Origin of the sequence: Nostoc sp., assembly GCF_036917095.1 — a bacterium.
Lineage (GTDB): Bacteria > Cyanobacteriota > Cyanobacteriia > Cyanobacteriales > Nostocaceae > Nostoc.
In genome coordinates this window covers 162772-182254 of record NZ_JBALFH010000056.1, presented here as the reverse complement: position 1 = coordinate 182254, position 19483 = coordinate 162772, and the positions used below count along the sequence as shown (strand labels likewise).

General features: G+C 43.5%; 18 protein-coding genes. 6 read left to right on the top strand and 12 right to left on the bottom strand.

Annotated elements, in window-relative coordinates; genetic code table 11:
- The first annotated feature begins 73 nt into the window (after positions 1 to 73).
- From V7L01_RS33630 to V7L01_RS33610, 5 genes are all read left to right on the top strand, one after another.
- Positions 74 to 595, top strand: coding sequence for a hypothetical protein (locus V7L01_RS33630; protein WP_335042639.1), 522 nt, complete (start codon positions 74 to 76; stop codon positions 593 to 595).
- 251 nt (positions 596 to 846) lie between these two features.
- Positions 847 to 987, top strand: coding sequence for a hypothetical protein (locus tag V7L01_RS33625; RefSeq protein WP_335042638.1), 141 nt, complete (start codon positions 847 to 849; stop codon positions 985 to 987).
- A 122-nt stretch (positions 988 to 1109) separates the two neighbouring features.
- Entirely contained in the window at positions 1110 to 1343 is a 234-nt protein-coding gene (locus V7L01_RS33620) for a hypothetical protein (RefSeq protein ID WP_335042637.1), read from the top strand.
- Positions 1331 to 1777: a type II toxin-antitoxin system VapC family toxin gene (locus V7L01_RS33615; RefSeq protein ID WP_335042636.1), complete on the top strand. Its 447-nt coding sequence runs from the start codon at positions 1331 to 1333 to the stop codon at positions 1775 to 1777. The genes V7L01_RS33620 and V7L01_RS33615 overlap by 13 nt, the downstream gene beginning before the upstream one ends.
- Positions 1778 to 1819: 42 nt before the next feature.
- Positions 1820 to 2785 (top strand): aldo/keto reductase, encoded by a 966-nt coding sequence (locus tag V7L01_RS33610; RefSeq protein WP_335042635.1) that lies wholly within the window; start codon positions 1820 to 1822, stop codon positions 2783 to 2785.
- Positions 2786 to 2816: 31 nt separating this feature from the next.
- Here the strand turns inward: V7L01_RS33610 and V7L01_RS33605 are convergent, their stop codons facing one another.
- The 7 genes from V7L01_RS33605 to purC form a co-directional block, all read right to left on the bottom strand.
- The gene (locus V7L01_RS33605) at positions 2817 to 4073 is read right to left on the bottom strand and encodes a DNA cytosine methyltransferase (protein WP_442937064.1); all 1257 of its coding nucleotides are present in this window, start codon (positions 4071 to 4073) and stop codon (positions 2817 to 2819) included.
- Position 4074: 1 nt separating this feature from the next.
- Positions 4075 to 5256, bottom strand: a complete 1182-nt coding sequence (gene lpxB, locus V7L01_RS33600) for a lipid-A-disaccharide synthase (RefSeq protein WP_335042633.1) — start codon at positions 5254 to 5256, stop codon at positions 4075 to 4077.
- Positions 5257 to 5481: 225 nt separating this feature from the next.
- Positions 5482 to 6300 carry an acyl-ACP--UDP-N-acetylglucosamine O-acyltransferase gene (gene lpxA, locus V7L01_RS33595; protein WP_335042632.1) on the bottom strand — a complete coding sequence of 273 codons (819 nt, stop codon included), beginning with the start codon at positions 6298 to 6300 and terminating at the stop codon, positions 5482 to 5484.
- A gap of 312 nt (positions 6301 to 6612) precedes the next feature.
- Positions 6613 to 7143 (bottom strand): 3-hydroxyacyl-ACP dehydratase FabZ, encoded by a 531-nt coding sequence (gene fabZ / locus V7L01_RS33590; RefSeq protein ID WP_335042631.1) that lies wholly within the window; start codon positions 7141 to 7143, stop codon positions 6613 to 6615.
- 99 nt (positions 7144 to 7242) lie between these two features.
- Positions 7243 to 8091: a UDP-3-O-acyl-N-acetylglucosamine deacetylase gene (gene lpxC / locus V7L01_RS33585; protein ID WP_335042629.1), complete on the bottom strand. Its 849-nt coding sequence runs from the start codon at positions 8089 to 8091 to the stop codon at positions 7243 to 7245.
- Between the two features lie 213 nt (positions 8092 to 8304).
- The gene (locus V7L01_RS33580; protein ID WP_335042628.1) at positions 8305 to 10782 is read right to left on the bottom strand and encodes a BamA/TamA family outer membrane protein; all 2478 of its coding nucleotides are present in this window, start codon (positions 10780 to 10782) and stop codon (positions 8305 to 8307) included.
- A 341-nt stretch (positions 10783 to 11123) separates the two neighbouring features.
- Positions 11124 to 11861 carry a phosphoribosylaminoimidazolesuccinocarboxamide synthase gene (gene purC / locus V7L01_RS33575; RefSeq protein ID WP_335042724.1) on the bottom strand — a complete coding sequence of 246 codons (738 nt, stop codon included), beginning with the start codon at positions 11859 to 11861 and terminating at the stop codon, positions 11124 to 11126.
- A 655-nt stretch (positions 11862 to 12516) separates the two neighbouring features.
- Here purC and V7L01_RS33570 point away from each other — a divergent pair.
- A complete protein-coding gene (locus V7L01_RS33570; protein WP_335042627.1) occupies positions 12517 to 12792 on the top strand; it encodes a DUF7219 family protein in 276 nt (91 codons plus the stop codon).
- Between the two features lie 26 nt (positions 12793 to 12818).
- Here V7L01_RS33570 and V7L01_RS33565 read toward each other — a convergent pair whose 3' ends face one another.
- From V7L01_RS33565 to V7L01_RS33545, 5 genes are all read right to left on the bottom strand, one after another.
- Positions 12819 to 15416: a GAF domain-containing protein gene (locus V7L01_RS33565; protein ID WP_335042626.1), complete on the bottom strand. Its 2598-nt coding sequence runs from the start codon at positions 15414 to 15416 to the stop codon at positions 12819 to 12821.
- A 188-nt stretch (positions 15417 to 15604) separates the two neighbouring features.
- Positions 15605 to 16735 carry a glycosyltransferase family 4 protein gene (locus V7L01_RS33560; RefSeq protein WP_335042625.1) on the bottom strand — a complete coding sequence of 377 codons (1131 nt, stop codon included), beginning with the start codon at positions 16733 to 16735 and terminating at the stop codon, positions 15605 to 15607.
- 6 nt (positions 16736 to 16741) lie between these two features.
- Positions 16742 to 17386 carry a DUF4291 domain-containing protein gene (locus tag V7L01_RS33555; protein ID WP_335042624.1) on the bottom strand — a complete coding sequence of 215 codons (645 nt, stop codon included), beginning with the start codon at positions 17384 to 17386 and terminating at the stop codon, positions 16742 to 16744.
- Positions 17387 to 17398: 12 nt separating this feature from the next.
- Positions 17399 to 18553: an NAD-dependent epimerase/dehydratase family protein gene (locus V7L01_RS33550; RefSeq protein ID WP_335042723.1), complete on the bottom strand. Its 1155-nt coding sequence runs from the start codon at positions 18551 to 18553 to the stop codon at positions 17399 to 17401.
- A 227-nt stretch (positions 18554 to 18780) separates the two neighbouring features.
- Positions 18781 to 19311: a hypothetical protein gene (locus V7L01_RS33545; protein ID WP_335042622.1), complete on the bottom strand. Its 531-nt coding sequence runs from the start codon at positions 19309 to 19311 to the stop codon at positions 18781 to 18783.
- Positions 19312 to 19483: the final 172 nt, after the last annotated feature.

Here is a 19483-nt window from a genome sequence, read left to right as displayed (position 1 = left end):
ATGTTACTTAAGGCTGTCAAGAGGGAATCCTGAGAATATAGTTTATTTTCCTAAATTTTCTCTTTTACTGGTTATGACACAGCCAAATATTCTAAAGCTTGCAAAACAGGGAGATGCAGAAGCGATCGCATTTCTGATGAACCGCCACCTACACCCCAAAGGGATCGCTGCAAAGGTTGCCTTCAAAGATGCTTACTTAGAGGTAATGCTAGAATCTGCCCAAGTCCCAAATCAGCAAATTTTAGTTGCATTTATCCGTAAAGGGTTAACTGCATTAGGGGCTGCATCTATTGAACAAGTGAAAGTTTATGGACAACAAACGGGTAAGAAGTTTCCAGCTTGGAGTAAAGAGTTTGATTTAGGCATAGCAGAAGCTGAACTTGAAGCAGCAGATAATGAAGAGTCTTCCAGCGAACCTCAACTGCTAACTATTTTTATTAACTTAAGTGGCGATACTGCACGAGAATTAACAAACCAAGATTTTGAATTTATTGCTAATCAAATAAGCGCCGATATTTTATCATCTTGTACTGATGTTTTTATTCAAAAAGTGAGTATTACTAATGGTAGCTCCGTGATTACAAAAGAACGTTAGTATTTGATTTACCTTAAATAAATGTGCAGAGAAAGAGTCTAAAATTGTGGCATTTACAAAAAATATAATTAAACTAAATTTTAAATATAGTGCTATAAAGATTTTCAAATATTGTCTTTTCCTGGAAATGGGGAATCCAAAGATAGAGGGTAATTTATCATTTTTTAGCATTTATTAGGTATGAAACAGCCGAACATTCCGGAAGCTACTAAGCAAAATCTACAAAAGCTCCAGATGAGTGGAAAACAGTTGTGAGTCAGTGGGAAGCTGCGATCGCACTTATGAAAACTGTGCCATCTTCTAGCCCAAATTATGTAGTAGCTCAACAAAAAATCATAGAATATCAGAAAAATCTCAACTACGCTGAGAAAAATGCCGTCGGTGGCAAGTAATGCGATCGCACCTCAAAGCTAGACTAGAAAAAGCAGTGTGTAGCTTGCCGCCTTCAGCATCGCTCTGATTTACATCTATCCTGATGAAATGGGATGTTCGACACTAATGAGGATAAATTATTATGCTTAATGGACTCAGGCAAAAGGCGATCGTCAAACCTGGTGGTGTAGTAGAAATCTGTTCTCCAGAACTTCCAACAGGTGCAACTGTCGAGGTGATAGTACTTCTGGAGTCACCCGCAAAGCATTCTGGAAAGTCTCTAACTAGCTTTATCGGATCTGCTAGAGGCAGTTTTGCTACACCAGAAGAAGTGGATCGTTTTATTCGCCAAGAACGAGATGCATGGGAATTCTAGATGCTATTCAAGGCACAAAGGTATACCTCGATACCAATATTTGGATCTATGCTTTAGAAGGATATCCAGCATTTGTCCAAGATTTAACTCAGTTATTCCAAAGTATTGATCGAGGTAACTTGAGTGTAGTAACTAGTGAATTATCACTTGCTGAAGTATTGGTAAAACCTTTCCAAAATCATGACTTAGCTCAACAGACAGCTTACCAACAACTGATTATAAATTCACAGAATTTAACAGTGATTCCTATCAGTCGTCAGGTTTTAATTGAAGCTGCTCAACTTTGTGCCAGTATTAACATCAAATTACCAGATGCTATCCATGCAGCAACAGCACTGTTGACTCAATGCTCTACTTTTCTAACCAACGCTCGGCGCTTTCGTAGTGTTCGTAAACTATCAGCAATTTTGCTCTCTGAGATTAATTCTCCCTAGCTAGATTTTATAATAAAAGTAATTTCGCCCCTAAAGCCAATCATGACAGAAGGAAAAACGCGGCGTAATTTCCTAATTACCAGCATTGCTGTGACTGGAGGTATTGTGGCAACTAATGCTTTTGAGCAAAATACTACCAACACCGCAACACCGCCAGCAACTATGCCAGAACGGGTACTGGGACGCACAGAAGTAAAACTCCCGATCTTTGGGTTAGGAGGAGCAGGACAAACGCCGCTATCCTGGGAAGGAAAAGAGGGTGATGCTAGAGCAATTATTCAAAGAGCGGTGGAACTTGGCATCCGCTACTTTGATACGGCCGCTAGTTATGGGCCGAGTGAAGATTATTTAGGTAAAGTGCTACCACCCCATCGCTCAAAGGTGTTTTTAACAAGCAAGACCGATCGAAGAGATCGGGATGGTGCATGGCGAGAATTGGAGCGATCGCTTAAACGTCTCAATACAGATTATCTCGATTTGTGGCAGTTGCATCGCGTTTCTTTTTCTGAAGAACTCGACACCATCTTTAGTCCATCTGGCGCAATTAAAGCTTTAGAAGAAGCCATACAACAAAAAGTGGTGCGCTTTGCAGGTATTACCGGACATCACGACCCTCAAGTCATTGCCGAAGGGTTGCGTCGCTATCCTTTCCACACTACACTGATTCCTGTGAATGCCGCCGACAAACACCACCCACACCCATTTATCCCGGTGGTTCTGCCAGTTGCTCAAGAAAAAAATGTCGGTGTGATTGCGATGAAAGTCCCGGCTTATGGTCGGCTGTTTAAATCAGGTGGGTTGGCAGGTATGGAGCAAGCTTTAGGTTACACAATGTCTCAGCCTGGAGTTCATTGTTGTGTAATTGCAGCAGAGACGGTTGCACAATTAGAGAATAATGTCAAGATAGCGCGGGCTTTTGTGCCTCTTAAAAAGGAAGAATTAACAGCGATCGCTGAACGAACTGCTAATATCTGGGAAGATAGTACATTCTTCCGTAGCTGGACTTAGCCCAACTTTGCACATATTACAGAGTGTATTCTTAGTAGTCACGCTGATAATATTGTGCAGCTTGCGACATATTAAATTGTAATAGCTTCTCCTCTAGCAACTTATATCGGAAACTCGGCTTAAAAGGTGAAATATTCAAACTGCGAATAATTTCTGACGCTACAGCCTTTGCTAGTAACGGAGGTACAGAGTTACCAACTTGCCGAAATCCGTGCCATTTAGTTACATGAAATCTAAACCAATCTGGGTAAGAATGCAATCTCGCCGCTTCCCTGACGGTGATACAGCGCGGCGTAGATGGATGAATCGGTCTAGGAGATGTGAAAGAACCCCTATACTTATCTGTTCCGGCTCTTAAAGTATTACAGACACCAGCAGGATGTAGCTTATAAAAACGACTAATTTTTTCTCTCTCGCCTTGTTGAGTCTCCTGAAAACGTTGAATCGTTTCCGCAGAATGTTTTGTCCTTAAACTTGAAGAAAGTATTCGCAAATCATATTCTCGTTTGTAAGAATAATCATCGTCTAGGTATTTGATTCCGCGAAGGACAAGAGCATAGTTACTAGGTTTTTCGTATTCTGCTACAACCCAATCTCTTGTTAGTAACTCTGGATACTTTTCTATTTCAGGTAAATCTCCAATTGCATCCAATACTGTAGGACTCAATGGGATATCAGATATTTTTTTAGAAGTTAAATTATTTGGCAATGCTTGTTTAGTAATCGGCTGAGGATATTTTGGTAACTCTACATCCTCCCTTGCACCTATAAGAAATAATCTCTCACGGGACTGTGGTACTCCGTAATTTGCAGCGTTGAGAATTTTATAATTTTCTTCTACTTTATAGCCGTGAATTCTAAACTCGCTAATTAATGTTTGGAGGATTTGTTTGTGTTCGCCAACCGTTATTCCCCGGACATTTTCCATCACAAAGAATTTCGGTTTTAGCTCAAAAACCAGTCGATGAAAATGAAATACCAAAGAGTTTCGGGGATCGTCAACAGCCCGTTTACCAATTAGGGAAAATCCTTGACATGGTGAGCCACAAATTACCACATCAATTTCGCGATCGCCAATCTTAGACCGATTCCTAATTTCTTCCCCGGTTGTATCCACAACACTTTTACATAACACTGAGCAATAAGGGAAATTAAACTCATGTGTTGCACAGTGGATCGGGTCAATTTCCACAGACGCCAGCACATCAAAACCAGCTTGTTCAAAGCCAAGAGTCATACCGCCCGCGCCAGCGAATAAATCAACTGCGATCGCTCTTTGTTTTTTCATCTCATAAGCCATGACACCTCAATATTTTTGGTCGCATTTGCAAAATTTCTTGAGCAGCGCGATCGCACACCCCAACTTCTCCTAAACTTTGCCGCATTTCTTCATAATCTAACAAAGTTTGCTCTCTGCGACTGGGATTGAGTAGCAGTTCCATCGCTGCTTGGATAATATTCTCTGGTGTGGCTTGCTCTTGTAAAAATTCTGGCACAATCGGCTTCATCACTACTAAATTAGGTGGCGATGCGAAGGTTACAGAACCTTTGAGGATTTTACGAGCAATCCAAGCAGTCAGGGAACTTAGACGGTAAACTACAACTTGCGGCACATTTAACAAAGCAAGTTCCAGGTTGACAGTACCAGATTTGCTAATGGCTAAATCAGCAGCAGCAAAAACTTCCATTTGTTGACCTGATAGAACTGTAGCCCGCAAACCGTAACGCTCAATAGCCTTTTCAATTGGCTGTCTATAGACTTCCAGAGATAGGGGAATCCAAAAATGAGCTTCAGGTAATTTAGCTTGAATAGTTTGGGCGGCTTGAAAAATAATTGGTAAAAGATATTTTAGTTCTTGGCGGCGAGAAGCGGGGAGGAGTGCGATCGCAATCTGTTCTGGTGCAATCCCTAGCGTTGCACGAGCTGCTTGGCGACTGGGAGCCTCTTGCATTCGGTCAACTAAGGGATGCCCTACCCAACTAACTTCTGCCCCTTTCTCGCGAAAGTAACGGGCTTCTTGTGGGAAAATTGCCAACAGCTTATCTGTAAAACCAACAATCCGGTTAGTTCTACGCAAACTTATTGACCAAGCCCACTCTTGGGGAGCAATGTAATACACCACAGGCACATCTGGCAGATGCTGTTTCATATAAGTCCCAATTTCCAGATTGGGAGTCATATAATCGATCAGCACCACTAAATCCGGTGGATTTTGCTTTAGGGAAGCGATCGCCTGTCGTTGCACCTGGAGAGTCGGCAAAATATAAGGTAGCCCTTCTAGAATACCCATTGAGCCAATACTACTGGTATTGCCCAGCAGAATTGCCCCAGCCTCTACCATTTTTTCGCCACCCAACGCCACAATTTCTAATTCCAACCCTATCGCCACAGCTTGACGCTTCAGCGCTGTAATTAGCAGCGACCCTTGCAAATCGCCAGATACTTCGCCAGTGCTGATAAATATCCGCATTTGATAATTGGTAATTAGTAAAAATTAGGAGTGAGGAGTTAGGAGTTAGACATTGTAAGTCATCAACTCATAACTCATAAATTATGATGTCTGGCCAATTAACCACAATTCTTTAGAACCCCTCCCCCCAACTACACTCTTGCCCCCCTCCTCGCTTGCGGGGAGGGGTTGGGGGTGGGGTGCTTTGATTATGGCTAATTCGACAGACATGATACATCTGACATCTCACGATTCATCACTCGCGCCTTTTTTCCCCTTACCGGGAATCAAGCCACGCCTTCCTGGCATCTGAGAAAGTAGCAGGAAGCGGCGCAGATGCTGCAATTCTTCGCTATCCCCTAACAGTTCCAGTTGTTCCAAGGCATCCTTAAATGACAAATCAGAACGGTAGAGAATGCGGAAGGCTTTTTTCAGCATTTGCAAATCTGCTGAGTCCATACCAGACCGTTTAAGTCCAACAAGGTTGAGGGTTCGCACCCGCGCCGGATTTCCCTCCACTAGCATATATGGGGCCACATCCCGGTCAATCCGTGCCATGCCTCCCACCATTGCCTGTCTACCAATATGCACAAATTGATGGACACCTAAAACTCCACTCAGCCTAGCGCGTGACTCTATATGAACATGACCTGCTAACGCCACAGAGTTAGCAATCACTACCTGGTCTTCAATCACGCAGTTATGAGCCACATGGACATAAGCCATCAGCAGGTTACCATCACCAATTACCGTTGCTTCACCAGCACCAGTAGCGCGGTTAATAGTAACGTACTCACGAATCAAGTTGTTATTACCAATTTTGACCCAGGTTGGTTCTCCCACAAACTTGAGATCCTGGGGTTCCATACCGATAGCTGCACCTGTAAAAATCTGATTTTGCGCCCCAATTTCACAAGGCCCCTCTAGCACGGCATGAGCGCCGATTATTGTTTCAGGGCCCACTTTGACATGCGCTCCAATCACAGCATAGGCACCGACTTGCACTGTATGGTGGAGTTCCGATTTCGGATGAATTACAGCAGTTGGATGAATTAGCGTTTTCAAGGGTGAATCTCCAGAACTGTCTTGATAAGCCAGCGCCGGGCGAGGTTTTTGAGGCAGTACGTTACTCTGGTTAAAAGAGTTATACAGACTGCCGTTCCATCGAGGCTACTGGCATTGTTGAGGGTGAAGTATTTCAGTGAACGAAAATGTCGGGCAAAGCAAGTTAAGTGTGTTCGTGAGTGCGTCTCGTAAAGAGGGCGTCGAAAATCAAGAAATTATCAGATGCTGTTGTGGATTTTTTTTAACTGTTATCCTTTTTCAGGATTCAGTAGAGGCATTTCACGGCTATGCCTAAACCACGAAAGCAAACTTTTAGTTAACTAGAGAAAACATTAATTCCCCTTCAGAAGCAAGTTGACCATCAACTTCGGCACGACCATGCATCTTACCGAAACGACGTTGTTTTACCCATAACAGTTCCAACGTCATTACTAGTTGATCCCCCGGTACGACCTGGCGGCGAAAGCGGACTTTATCGATACCAGCAAAGACGAACAGCCCGTCTTCTTCCGGAGACATTTGAGTCAGGACAATACCCCCGACTTGTGCCATTGCTTCCACAATTAGCACCCCTGGCATCAGTGGACGTCCAGGGAAATGTCCTTGGAAATGGGGTTCATTGATAGTGATATTTTTAACGCCAACAGCTTTTTTACCTGGAACGTAGTCAATTATTTTGTCTACTAGCAAAAATGGGTAGCGGTGGGGTAGCAATTTCTGAATTTCTTCAGAAGTAAAAGTTGTTTTAATCTCAGAGCTAATTGTAGTCTCATTTATAGCCTGTGGTTCGGTAGATGTAGGTGTAGTCGTATCGATGATATTCACTTCAGTGAGGATTGACATTGGCCGTGTAGTTGATTTTTAATCTGAAAGTTGGCTAGGCAGGCGTATATCGAAAGCCTTAATAAACCTGGATTTTAAGCTTTAGATCCAATCCAAAATCTAAAATCCCAAATCTAAAATTCTTTGAGCCAGTTGAATGTGTAAATAGTGGCTGGCTTTATACGCTAAGAAATGAGCACTAGGAAAAGTTCCTAGTAAACTTAAATCTCCTACTAAATCCAAGATTTTATGACGGACTGGCTCATTTGCAAATCTCAATGGTGGATTTAGCCAGCCTTCTGGTCCACAAATGAGTGCATTATCCAAACTGCCACCTTTAATTAAACCTGTTTTTTGTAAGTGTTCAATTTGATGCAGTAACCCAAAAGTACGGGCAGGAGCGATTTCCGTAGCAAAGCTAGCAGAAGCTTTTCCTAGTTCAGTAGTTGGCGACCAACTATGCCATTGATTACCAATGGCGGGCAGGTCAAAATCAATACCGTAACTAAAGCGGGTTTCTGGTGCTGGGAGAGCAGATACAAAGGCATCCCCTTGAGAGACCCATATTGGTTCTGTAATAGCTTTGGGAACTTGGTTACGAACGGGTTGCGATACTAAGCCAACTTGGGCGATGTTGGCTGTCCACACACTTGCTGAACCATCCAAAAGTGGGACTTCTGACCCATCAATTTCAATCCGGGCATTATCTACGCCCATACCCGAAAGCGCTGCCAACAAATGCTCTACCGTGCGAACAGATACCTCACCCTTACCCAACTGAGTTGAGAGAACTGTGTGGCTAACTGCCGCAACTTGGGCTGGAACGATCGGCAAATCCGGTAAATCCACCCGCACAAAGTAGCGTCCACTTCCCGCCTCAGCTGGTAGTATCCGCACCTGGGTACTCACACCGCTATGCAGTCCCACCCCAATTTGGGTGATTTCGGCTGCTAGAGTGTGCTGTTGCATAGCCGAAAAGTCAATATATTTCGTTTAGTATTATTCATCGTCTGTTTTGGTAAAATCCCTGATATTCCCCTAAAAATGTCATTAATCCCCTTATCGGAACAGTATTGAGGTAAATGTAAAAATTAGCAAGCTAATTAGCAAAAGAGAGTTGTCATTAGTCCTTTGTTATTTATGTTATTTACCAATGACCGATGACTAATGACTAATGACAATTTAAAATCTTTCGCCAATACCGAAATTAATCCGGCTATCACCATCATCGTTGATACCGTAGTCAATCCGAATTGGCCCCAGTGGAGACTGGACGCGAACGCCAAGACCATAGCCGAAGCCACTGCCATTTTTGTTCAAAACTTCAGCCGCCCTTGTACTAGTTCCTAGATCGCTGCCGAGATCAAAAAATAGTGCGCCGCTGACTACTGAAAAAACTGGGAACCGATACTCAACTGATGCTTGCACATAAGAGCGTCCACTACCTAATGTTCCTTCTTCATAACCCCGGACGGAGTTGCTACCCCCAAGGGTAAAAGCTTCGTAGGGGGGCAAGTCACCGAGGATGGTTCCTGCTTGCAGGTTAAATGCTAAGGTTTGTGCCCCTTTGCTGAGGCTAATCAACTTGATGGGTAAATACTGGCTGTAGCTACCCCGGAATCTGGTGAGGAAAATGTTGCCTAGTCCGATGGGAACTGACTGATCGACTCCAAAGCGGAGATAAGAACCGCTAGTGGGTTGCAAGGGGTTATTACGAAGATCGCGCTGTGCCCCTAGTTGCAGCAGTAGTAAATCGTCTTGACCGCTGTTAGATAAGGTCAGTGGAATTTCATCACTAATGCGGTTTCCATTATCATCAAATACCGCTCCTGTTTTTCTGAGATTGCCATCAGCATCACGGGCAGAAACTCGTTGATACTGTAAACCCGCTGAGGCAGTCCAGACGGAAGCTTTGTAAGGATTCCCGGACAGGGGACGGGTAAAGGTGACACCACCACCTAGACGGAGAATCCGGGGGCGATCCTGATCGTCTGTATTAGTAGGATTACCTGGGTCAAACGTCCTAATATCTTCATCTTTGCCATCAAAAATCAACGAAATGGAACTGCGGCGGAAAATATTGGTTGTATAAGAAGTCCGGTAACGATCTCCCGCGATCCAGGGGTCTGTGAACCGCAAGTCAAACAGCAGTTCCCGTTCTCCCACCTGTACTTCTGCCCCCAGTTTTTGGTTCCTACCGTTCAGGTTTTGCTGTTGATAGCTTACTGTTCCAAAAAGTCCGCTAGCAGAACTAATCCCTGCCCCAGCTGCAATAGAACCGCTGCTGCGTTCAGCTACATTCACTACTACATCCACTTTGCTGGGGTCAGTACCAGGGTCAAGGGAGACATTTACATCTTCAAACAGTCCTAGTCCATACACGCGCTGTAGGTCTTTTTGCACTGTGTTGCGGTTGAATATTTGTCCTGGCTTCAACTCTAATTCTCGTGTAATGATGTAATCTTGCGTCCGTCCCCGAATCGGTTGTCCCTTCTCGTCTGTCTCCTGACCATCTTTATTCCGGAACCGAACTCTAATGTTTTCTACTACACCTTCTGCTATTTGCAAGGTAACAACTCCGTTTTCAGAGACTTGTGGCGCTCCAATCACGTTGGCTAGTACGTAACCTCGATCTTGATACTGCTTGTTTAACTTCTTGATGCCTTCTTGCAAGTCACGCAAGTTGAGGATTTTGCCATACTGATCGCGAAAGACTTCATCTACAGTATTAGGTGGTAGTACGGAAGCAACACCAGTGCCAGGATTGGCTTGCACTTCTACCTTGCTGAGGACGGGGTTAGGCTGGACAACAAAGCTCACCCGCACTCCCAAGGGTGTATCTTCTGGCGCTGCTTGGACGTTGGAGAAGAAGCCAGTACCAAAGATGGCGTTAATATCTTCTTGCAGTTGGCTGCGGGTTGTCGTTCGTCCTGGTTGGGTACGAATTACTTTGTAAACTTGCTCTTCTAGTTCTGGTGGTAGTTGTCCAGCCTGCGATCTAACTACTACTTCCGACACTAATACGCGAGGGTCATTGGCTTCTGGGGCTGCGTTGGGTTGAGTATTTCCCGGAGTTGTCGTCGGCGGGTTAACATTCTGCGGACTTGGAGTAGCGCCTGGGCTTGGGGTAGGTATTCGTTGTTGACTAGCTGGGGGTGCAATGTCTGGAGCGGTTGATGGTTCTGGAGTTGTGGGTAATAAAGGTTCCGTTGTCGGCGGATTGACATTCTCTGGGGCTGGAGTAGTCTCAGGAGTTGGGGAAAGTGTTGGTTGTTGAATTTCTGGCGGTGGAATGTCTGGAGAGGGAGACGGCTGTTGAGTGGGGTTGGGATTGATTTGAGGGGTTTGTGCAGTTGTTGGCGTTGTGGAGGTTGGTACTATTACCTCTGGGGTCGCGGCGGCGGCTGGATTGGCAGGGTAAATTGCGACAACACGGGATTGAAGATGCTCCGCTTCTGTAACCCTTGTGGAATTAGATCGAAATTTTAAATTACTAGAGACATTCTGAGCAGTTTCCTTTTCTGGCTGCTGATTTGTTCCTAGTGTCAAAACTTCTGTTGTCTGTTTTGAACTCTTGGCAGTTTGTGCATTTGCACTCAGTGAGCCACCCAAAGGGACTGCAATGGCTACTGTTGCCAGCAATAAGGGAGATAAACGCATTTTACTTATAATTCCTCTTCACGACCACACACACCATCAAAAATTAGTCATTCGTCATTAGTCATTTGTCATTAGTTATTGCCTATAGCAATTCTATTTGAGTTATGAAAATTATCGTAGACGCGCAGCGGCTTGCCGTAGGCTACCGCCATCGCGCAGCGTCTTGCAGAGAAGCCGCCAACAGGAAGACACTTCTGCGCTAAGAAAACCCCCGTTGAGGAAAGTATCCGTCGCCAAAAGGAGAAACAGAAAAGTTCATAAATCATTTAGGACTGCTATATCAGTTACAAAGCATAAGTGACAAAGGACAATCCAAACGAGTTTAATTGATTTTTACTCACTTAACTATTACTCTCTACTGCTTTTAGCACTCTTTGTAAAACCTCCTGGTAGGCATCCTCTATATTCCCTAAATCCCGGCGAAAGCGGTCTTTGTCCATTACGCGGCGGTTTGAGTCCTCTTCTCTGGTATCCCACAAACGGCAGGTGTCGGGGCTAATTTCGTCTGCCAAGAGCAACTGCTGTTGTGAGTCCAAACCAAACTCTAGTTTGAAATCTACTAGGGTAATGCCGCACCGTTGCCAAAAGTTAGTGAGAAATTCGTTGATTTGCAATGCTAGATGTGTAATTGCGTCTACTTGTTCCGGAGTAGCTAGTTCTAACAGGTACAGGCGATCGCGTGTCAACAAAGGATCTCCTAATGGGTCGTTTTTGTAATAAAACTCAACCAGTGGCTGTTTTAGAATTGTACCCACTGGTAACCCTGTTTGCTGACACAGACTGCCAGCAGCAATATTTCTGATAACTACTTCTAAGGGTAAAATCTTTACTGCCTTCACCCGCATTTGATTCGGGGCAGGGCTGTCAATAAAGTGAGTTTTTATACCATTTGCCTCCAACTGTTTAAAAAGCTGGCTGGAAATGCTACAATTAATTTTTCCCTTCCCTTGGATGCTGCCACGCTTTTGGGCGTTAAACGCCGTGGCGTCGTCCTTAAAATCAGCCAACAAGACTTCCGGATCGTCCGTTGTATAAAGAATTTTAGCTTTGCCTTCGTATAACTTGGAATTAACAGACATGGTGGCAGGTAAGGTTCTAGGCGATGGACAAAAGTTGTCCTTTTCAGGCTTCACCATTTTATCTTTAGTTATTAACTATTAGCCATTGGTGATTATTGAAGAGGATGCGGGTAAACGGTTAATTGGGTAGAAGGGAAAATCTTTCTCCTCTGCCCTGCTTATCCCTTGCCTCTTTTTGGTCACTGGTCAGTAGAAACTAACTAAAAATTTACTTGTAAACCTCCAACTTTTAACAGAGGACAATTGGCTTTGGTATATAGTATTTTTATCTAAGTAGTTTTACTTTCAGGTTTGTAATTATTCTTGCAAACAAAATTTTACTTAAGACATCCGGTTATGTTTTAAAAGTTTGTAACTCAGGGTTTAAACTGAAGTTAGTTACAATCCGAACCTCATAAATTAAGATGAGAAAAATTAACAACCAGGAGGAAAATCAAATATTCTCTCTAGTTACTTTAGCAAAAAGTTTTTTGTAACATTTATAACAAAAGTATTTTAAGCTTTATCCTCTAGTCTCAAAATCTGAATCAACCAATTCCTGCATCACCAATGGGAAAAGGAGTTGGATGATTTGATTTCCTCAGTCTGACAAAAGAAAGATTAGGTTAGCTAGTGATTCAGCTTCAAGGATTCAAATACAAGGTGAATTGGATAAATGGAGAAAAAAATAGTGAACAAGGATGATTTTCTCTACCCTCGTGGTCGCTACTACGGGCAGGTCAAGCCAGAAAACTTGGTTTTTAATGCAAATCTACAGGAATTTGCCCAACGTGTCAGCTACATTTGCAACTTAGAAACAGGTGGAAAAGTCCCTCCGGATGCAGCTTACGAACAAATAAAGGATCTATGGAAACAGTTGAAACGCTCAAAAAAAGAGCTAAGAATTGGTGAAGACCCATTTCAGGATAATCAGGGAGAGGGTGAAGTTTGAATGGGAGAATGATTAATGAGTAATGACTACTTAGTAAGCATTGTCCAGACACCATCCCAAGACTCTGGGGGCGGCGTTTGTTGATAATTACGCGCACGTTCTAGGTGGATATCAACAGCTTGGTCTTGGGGTTGGATGCATTTGGCGGCTTCAAAACAGGCGATCGCTTGTGAGAAGTTGCGCGATAAATAAGCCGAGCGTCCAGTATGATAGTGAAACAAAAACTCTTGAGTGTTGGCATCTAGGGCAGTAGTGCGATCGCCAATTAACTCATAGATATTTACAGCCTGGTGTTTCCCTTTGACTCGAATTTTATCTAACTGGCGCACCCAAATGCGATCGCTGCAAAGCTGGTATGTAAATTCACTTAAAACTATATCACAACCATAATCTTTAGTTACCGCTTCCAAGCGCGAACTCAAATTTACGCCATCTCCAATTACGGTGTAATCCATCCGTTTGCGGGAACCAATATTACCCGAAACCACATCCCCAGAACTAATTCCAATCCCAATATGAATTTGTGGCTGCGCCTGGATAATTCGTCGCTGGTTAAATTCCTCTAAGCGTTGTCGCATATCTAAGGCTGACTGCACAGCCCTCCAAGCATGATTTTCTGTCAGCGGTAGCGGCGCACCAAATACCGCCATTAAGGCATCACCAATAAATTTATCGAGAGTGCCTTCGTGGTTAAAAACCGCCTCCACCATCGTTTCAAAATACTGATTCAGCAGCAATACCACTTCAGCTGCACCGAGATTTTCTGTAAGTGTTGTGTAGCCCCGGATATCAGAAAATAAGATAGTTACTTCCTTACGCTCACCTACCATTAAAGCATCTTCCCCCAGAGCCATGACTTGTTCGGCGACATGAGGCGTTAGGTAGCGGGACATAGTAGTTTTCATCCGTTTTTCCTGGCTGATATCTTCCAATACCACCAAACCACCCCGGACACCGCCTTCTGGGTTAGTTAGGGGATTAACAGTAAGATTTGTACTACGTTCTAATTTTTGCACCTCATCAGCGGCGAGGAACTCAGATTGGGGAGTAAGGGGTAGATTCCAGGGAATGAAAACATCGGGGTTAGTGCGATCGCGCACTGCTAAGATTGAGTCATGAGTCCGGAATTTTGATTGTTGAGTCTCACTTTTAACTCCTAACTCCTCACTCTTAACTTGAGAAATTCCTACCATCAAACTTTGCTCTGGCACATAATGTTTCGCTCCAGTTTTTAAACTATCTTCTAGGCGCATTTGGAGATTTTCAATTGGCACAACTTCCCAAACTAGGCGGCCAGTCAAATTTTGTTCCCACAAAAGCTTGTTGTTTTTGCTATTAGCATCTCCTATCGGACAACCCAGTAATTCAAGGGCTGCATCATTAATCGTGACAATCCGTCCTGCCATATCTGTAGAAATCACAGCATCTGACAGACTTTGCAAAATGTCTTTTTGATATTGTTTTTCTAACAGCACATTTTCAAATAGACGAGCATTTTCTAAAGCAACTCCGGCTTGGATATTAAAAGCCCGCATAAACTCTTCATCAGAAGCAGTAAAACTGTTTTGTTGCTTATTAATTAATTGTGTAACGCCAATTAATTCATTTGCAGAATTAAATACTGGCAAACACAGAATATTGCGAGTTACATACCCAGTTTTTCTATCTGTAGTTGGGTCAAAGCGGGGGTCTTTATAGGCATCGGAAATATTTAAAGCTTCACCAGTAGAAGCCACATAGCCAGCAATGCCACGGTTAGTAGGAATGCGAATTTCTATCAAGTTTGTGCCATCTGCCGCCGCTGCAACTTTCGTCCAGAGTTCGCTCATCTCTTTACGATATAAAAACAGTGTGCTGCGGTCTGCTTGCATTAAAATTCGAGCTTGCTCCATGACTATTTGCAAAGTTGCTTCTAAATCCAGACTTTGCCCCAGTGTCTGAGTTGCCCGCAATAAAGCCGTTGCGCCTCGTTGATTACGAGCTGCTACATAAAAAGATTGGCAGCTTTCCAGAATAATACCAATAGAAGCGGCGAAGTCTCGAAAACGTTCTTCATCATCAGAATTAAACGGAATATTCCCGGTTTTATTAGCTAGTTGAACTACCGCTACAGTCTGGTTTTTGCTACTGATAACAGGCATACATAAAATATTGTGGATTTTGTAGCCCATCTGTTTTTCAAGTTCTGGGCTAAATAAGGGATGAGTATAAGTTTCAGATATATTTAAATATTGACCTGTACTGGCAACATGACCGGGAATACCCACTGTAATGGGAGTCCGAATTTCTAAGAACTTTTGGGTATTATCTTGGGGAACTTTTGACCACAGTTGACCTTTGTCATAGTCAACTAAAAAAATAGCTGTGTGTTCTGCTTGCAGGATTTGACCAATTTTGAGTGTGATAGCTTCTAGCACCTTCTCCAACATAGTTTCTAGAGCTTCATTATTAATCAGTTCAATGGCTCTAAGAAATTGCTGGAACTCAGCAGTTATGAAGTCAAGTAAGCAAACAAATTCATTAACAGATAAGTCTTTAACGCGACGCAGTAGGGCGTGAGTACGATTAACTTGAGTCAGTTCAGTTAATGCAGCCAAGACGCTACCAGGGTTGGGGAGTGTCACGTCGCTTCGCTCCGAATTAAAAATTCAAAATTCAAAATTAATAATCCCCATAATATAAATGGGCTTGTATCATGAGTCTGTTTCGGTCATGGGAATTTTTGATTTTGGGCATAGGGCATAAGGCATAGGGCATAGTTATTCTTTTTCCCCAGTCTCCCCTGCTCCCTTATCTCCCCACTTCCTACCTTCTATTTTGCCAACTGTTGAGAAAATATCACCTTTTGGTAGTAATCTTGTAGCTGCCTGGTAGCAGATGGCCAACCCCAACTTTCTGCTTCCTGCCGAGCATTTTGACGGATGATGTCTCGTTGTTGTTTTTGTTCTAAGAGACGAACAGTAGCAGCGATCGCTCCTTGAACATCTGCTGTTGGCTCAAAAAGATATCCATTTACCCCATCTGTGACAATATCGGGAATTCCCCCGGAACGGGCTGCTACCACTGGACAACCAGCTGCCATTGCTTCTAGTAGTACTAAGCCTAGTGTTTCTGTACGGGAAGGAAAGATAAAGGCATCAGCACTCGCAAAGGCAGAACCTAACTCTTGCCCCATGAGATATCCAACAAAATAAGTGTTTGTGCCAGCAAAGTGTTTTTCCAATGCTTGACGGTGAGGCCCATCCCCAACCAATGCTAACCGCGCTTCGGGAATTGCTTCTAAAATTGGTTTGATACGCTCAATTTCTTTTTCAGCTGAAAGACGCCCAACGTAAAGTAGTAATGGACTTTCTGGATGATTTTTTGATAGGCGCGATCGCATCTCCACACTAACCAAATCTGGGTGAAATAATTCCGTATCCACCCCGCGCTGCCATAAATCTACACGTTCAATGCCATGTGCTGTCAGTTCCTCCACCATTGCTGTGGAGGTACACAGATTTAGAGCTGCTTGATTATGAGCGCCTTTCAGCAGTTCCCAAAGAAAACCTTCCAGCATCCCCAAGCCGTAATGCTGGAGATATTGGGGTAAATGCGTGTGGTAAGACGCTACTAAGGGTATTTTGAGGATTTTGCTATAAAATATCCCAGATAAACCCAAAACTGCTGGATTCACGACATGAATAATATCTGGCTTAAATTTTTCTAAAACATAACCAATGGCTGGGCGGGGAAGTGCCATTTTCAATTCTGGATACAATGGCAGAGGAAAGCCAGTAACGCCGTAAACTTTAGCACCTTTGTGTTCAGTTATGCCTCCATCAGGGGCAATCACCAGCACTTGATTACCACTACGCTGTAAATGGTCAACAGTATGACGCAGGCGCGTTACAATGCCGTCAACCTTGGGTAAAAAGGTTTCGGTAAATAAAGCAATTCTCATATAAAACTATTCAGTACAGGCAGATAATCCCAGCTTTGCTTGCGTTTCCCTATCAAACTCAGAGTAAACTGTCTCCCGTGGTGTAATCAACTCTGCACAGTCAGATTTAATGTTTTGCCGCTGTTTTTCTACAAAGTCCGAGATGTCCTCAATGTTCACAATCCAATCTTTGGCGTAAGCAGCTAGGACTTGACCGCGTAACCCTAACTGAATAGCGCGTCGTTCTAATTTTGTCCTAGATGGGTGATGGTCTGGGTCCCATTGCAAGCGAACTTGTGATTGCTTGAGTGCTGTTTGCCACGCACTTTTATTGGGATAAAGTTCTGGAACGTAGCTAGAATGAACAGCTGCCGCTAAAATTTCTTCAATTGCCGAACGCTTAAGCCAAATAGCTAACACTACCTCTTGCCCACTTTTTTTACCCCATCCGGAACGATACATTATCCAGAGGAAGTTAGGTTTGATCCAACTCATGCGGTCAAAACTAAACTCACCACCAAAATAACCGTAGGTGGCGGCGAAGTTACCAATAGCTGGACGATACGCCTGATAAACAACAATTGAATGGTCGTCATATTGTGCTAATATATGACGACCATTTTTTGGCCAATTACTGACTTGAGTTAAATAAGGTTCTGTTATCAGCCGCACGCAGAGTTTACCCTAATTTCTGTGCCAGGAGACTTTGGGCAGAATTTGTTTGCGATCGACTCGTTGCTGATACTTGATGGCAAAGTTTAACAGAGAATCGAGTAAAGAATCAGAAAGCAAGTGAGGCTGTAAACCTAAATCGAGCAATTTAGTGTTTTTAGCGTTGAAGTAATGTTCTTCTTTCTCGACTCTGGGATTATCTAGGTGATTGATTTCTACGTTCAATCCCATAGTATTACCAGCTTTTTTCACCATCAATGCCAAGTCGCCGACGCTGAATTGTTCGGTAAATTGGTTAAATACGCGGAATTCACCAGCCTCGGCAGGGTTAGCGATCGCTAATTCCACACATCGTACTGTATCCCGAATATCCAAAAATCCGCGAGTTTGTCCACCTTTACCGTAGACAGTTAACGGATGTCCAATTGCTGCTTGAATACAAAAGCGGTTCAGTGCTGTACCAAACACACCATCGTAATCCAACCGATTAATCAATAGTTCGTCCATCCCCGTTTCTTCGGTTAAGACGCCATAAACTACACCCTGATTTAAATCAGTTGCCCGCAATCCCCAAATCCGGCAAGCAAAGTGGATGTTATGACTATCATGCACTTTGCTTAAATGATACATTGAACCAGGCTGCTTGGGATAAGGTAAGGTATCCTTGCGTCCATTGTGTTCAATAGTGATATACCCTTCTTCGATGTCGATGTTAGGTGTACCGTATTCACCCATCGTCCCCAGCTTTACCAAATGACAATCTGGGAAATCTTCCCGCATGGCGTACAACAAGTTCAAGGTACCAACTACATTATTGACCTGGGTAAGAACTGCATGTTCGCGGTCAATCATGGAAAATGGAGCTGAACGTTGTTCGCCAAAATGCACTAGAGCATTTGGCTGAAATTGATGTAATGTTTTCTGGAGAAATTCGTAATTAGTAATATCGCCGATGAACAGGTCGATAGTTTTACCCGTCAAATCTTGCCAGCGCTGGAGACGTTGTTGAATTAGTGCGATCGGAGTAAGAGTTTCGACACCTAGTTCATTATCCCAGTGCCGCCGCACCAAACTATCTAAAATTCCAACTTCATAACCTCGATTGGAAAGGTAAAGAGCAGTTGCCCAACCGCAATATCCATCACCACCAATAACCAGGACTTTCATCTTCACCAGTTTTTACTCGCTGATAGCTAAATCTATCAGGTTTCTGTCCCCTCTCAATCATCATTCTGGGGGAGATGTGGATTTTGGGGGAGTGGGAGTAAAGGAGATGAGGGAGCAGGGGGAGCAGGGGAGGCAGGGGGAGCAGGGAGTAAAGAAGGGAATAGGGTACTGACTATTTCCTAAAATCTGTCACCTCTTCTTTAATACCCATGCCCAATACCCATCTTTCAAGGCTTCGGAATGCGATACTGCTGGGCAATGTAATAAAACAAACGATAGTAATCTGGAAAATCTTGGCTCTTGCTTCGTCCCTGCCAATAGTATTTCACTTGACTCTGAGTTAGTGTCAGTGTCATCGAACCTACTCCTCGCTCGACTTCTACAACCAGCACCCCGGATACTCCTTGGGCGGTTTTAAAGTTGGGATTTATCTTTTTCACCGACTCTTGTTCTGTAATAATCGAATTTGGTAGCTGCTGACTTGCCCACCCCCGAATTTCCACAGTGTTATTCTGTAGTGGAATGAACGCAATTCCATCATCATTTTCTGGGGCTGCTAAAGAAGTCCAGTTACTCGGATATGGAAATTCAAAGCCGTAACGGGAATTAGTGTAGGTTTTCCAGGCGATCGCTCCGGCGTTAAAATAATTTGCAGTACAACCCCACACGATTATTAACGGGGCAATGGCTCCGCTAACGCTGGCGGCAATCCGATAAATTCTTCGCCCCAAACTACAGGTTTTATTAGCAGTAGCCATTTAAATTACACATTTTGCCAAAGTCACTGATTTTATAGAAATCCCAGAAACTCAGATCGATACCTTCGCCAATTTACTAGTTATTCCCGAATCCGTAAACTGCTGAATAAACTGCACCAAAATAGTGCTCAGTGAAGAAGCAGGAGGGAGGTTGGAATTTAGGTTGGAATTT

Coding starts and splice junctions, on each gene's coding strand:
- V7L01_RS33630 (WP_335042639.1), top strand. CDS start 74: ATGACACAGCCAAATATTCTAAAGCTTGCAAAACAGGGAGATGCAGAA.
- V7L01_RS33620 (WP_335042637.1), top strand. CDS start 1,110: ATGCTTAATGGACTCAGGCAAAAGGCGATCGTCAAACCTGGTGGTGTA.
- V7L01_RS33615 (WP_335042636.1), top strand. CDS start 1,331: ATGGGAATTCTAGATGCTATTCAAGGCACAAAGGTATACCTCGATACC.
- V7L01_RS33610 (WP_335042635.1), top strand. CDS start 1,820: ATGACAGAAGGAAAAACGCGGCGTAATTTCCTAATTACCAGCATTGCT.
- V7L01_RS33605 (WP_442937064.1), bottom strand. CDS start 4,073: ATGAAAAAACAAAGAGCGATCGCAGTTGATTTATTCGCTGGCGCGGGC.
- lpxB (WP_335042633.1), bottom strand. CDS start 5,256: ATGCGGATATTTATCAGCACTGGCGAAGTATCTGGCGATTTGCAAGGG.
- fabZ (WP_335042631.1), bottom strand. CDS start 7,143: ATGTCAATCCTCACTGAAGTGAATATCATCGATACGACTACACCTACA.
- lpxC (WP_335042629.1), bottom strand. CDS start 8,091: ATGCAACAGCACACTCTAGCAGCCGAAATCACCCAAATTGGGGTGGGA.
- V7L01_RS33580 (WP_335042628.1), bottom strand. CDS start 10,782: ATGCGTTTATCTCCCTTATTGCTGGCAACAGTAGCCATTGCAGTCCCT.
- purC (WP_335042724.1), bottom strand. CDS start 11,861: ATGTCTGTTAATTCCAAGTTATACGAAGGCAAAGCTAAAATTCTTTAT.
- V7L01_RS33570 (WP_335042627.1), top strand. CDS start 12,517: ATGGAGAAAAAAATAGTGAACAAGGATGATTTTCTCTACCCTCGTGGT.
- V7L01_RS33560 (WP_335042625.1), bottom strand. CDS start 16,735: ATGAGAATTGCTTTATTTACCGAAACCTTTTTACCCAAGGTTGACGGC.
- V7L01_RS33550 (WP_335042723.1), bottom strand. CDS start 18,553: ATGAAAGTCCTGGTTATTGGTGGTGATGGATATTGCGGTTGGGCAACT.
- V7L01_RS33545 (WP_335042622.1), bottom strand. CDS start 19,311: ATGGCTACTGCTAATAAAACCTGTAGTTTGGGGCGAAGAATTTATCGG.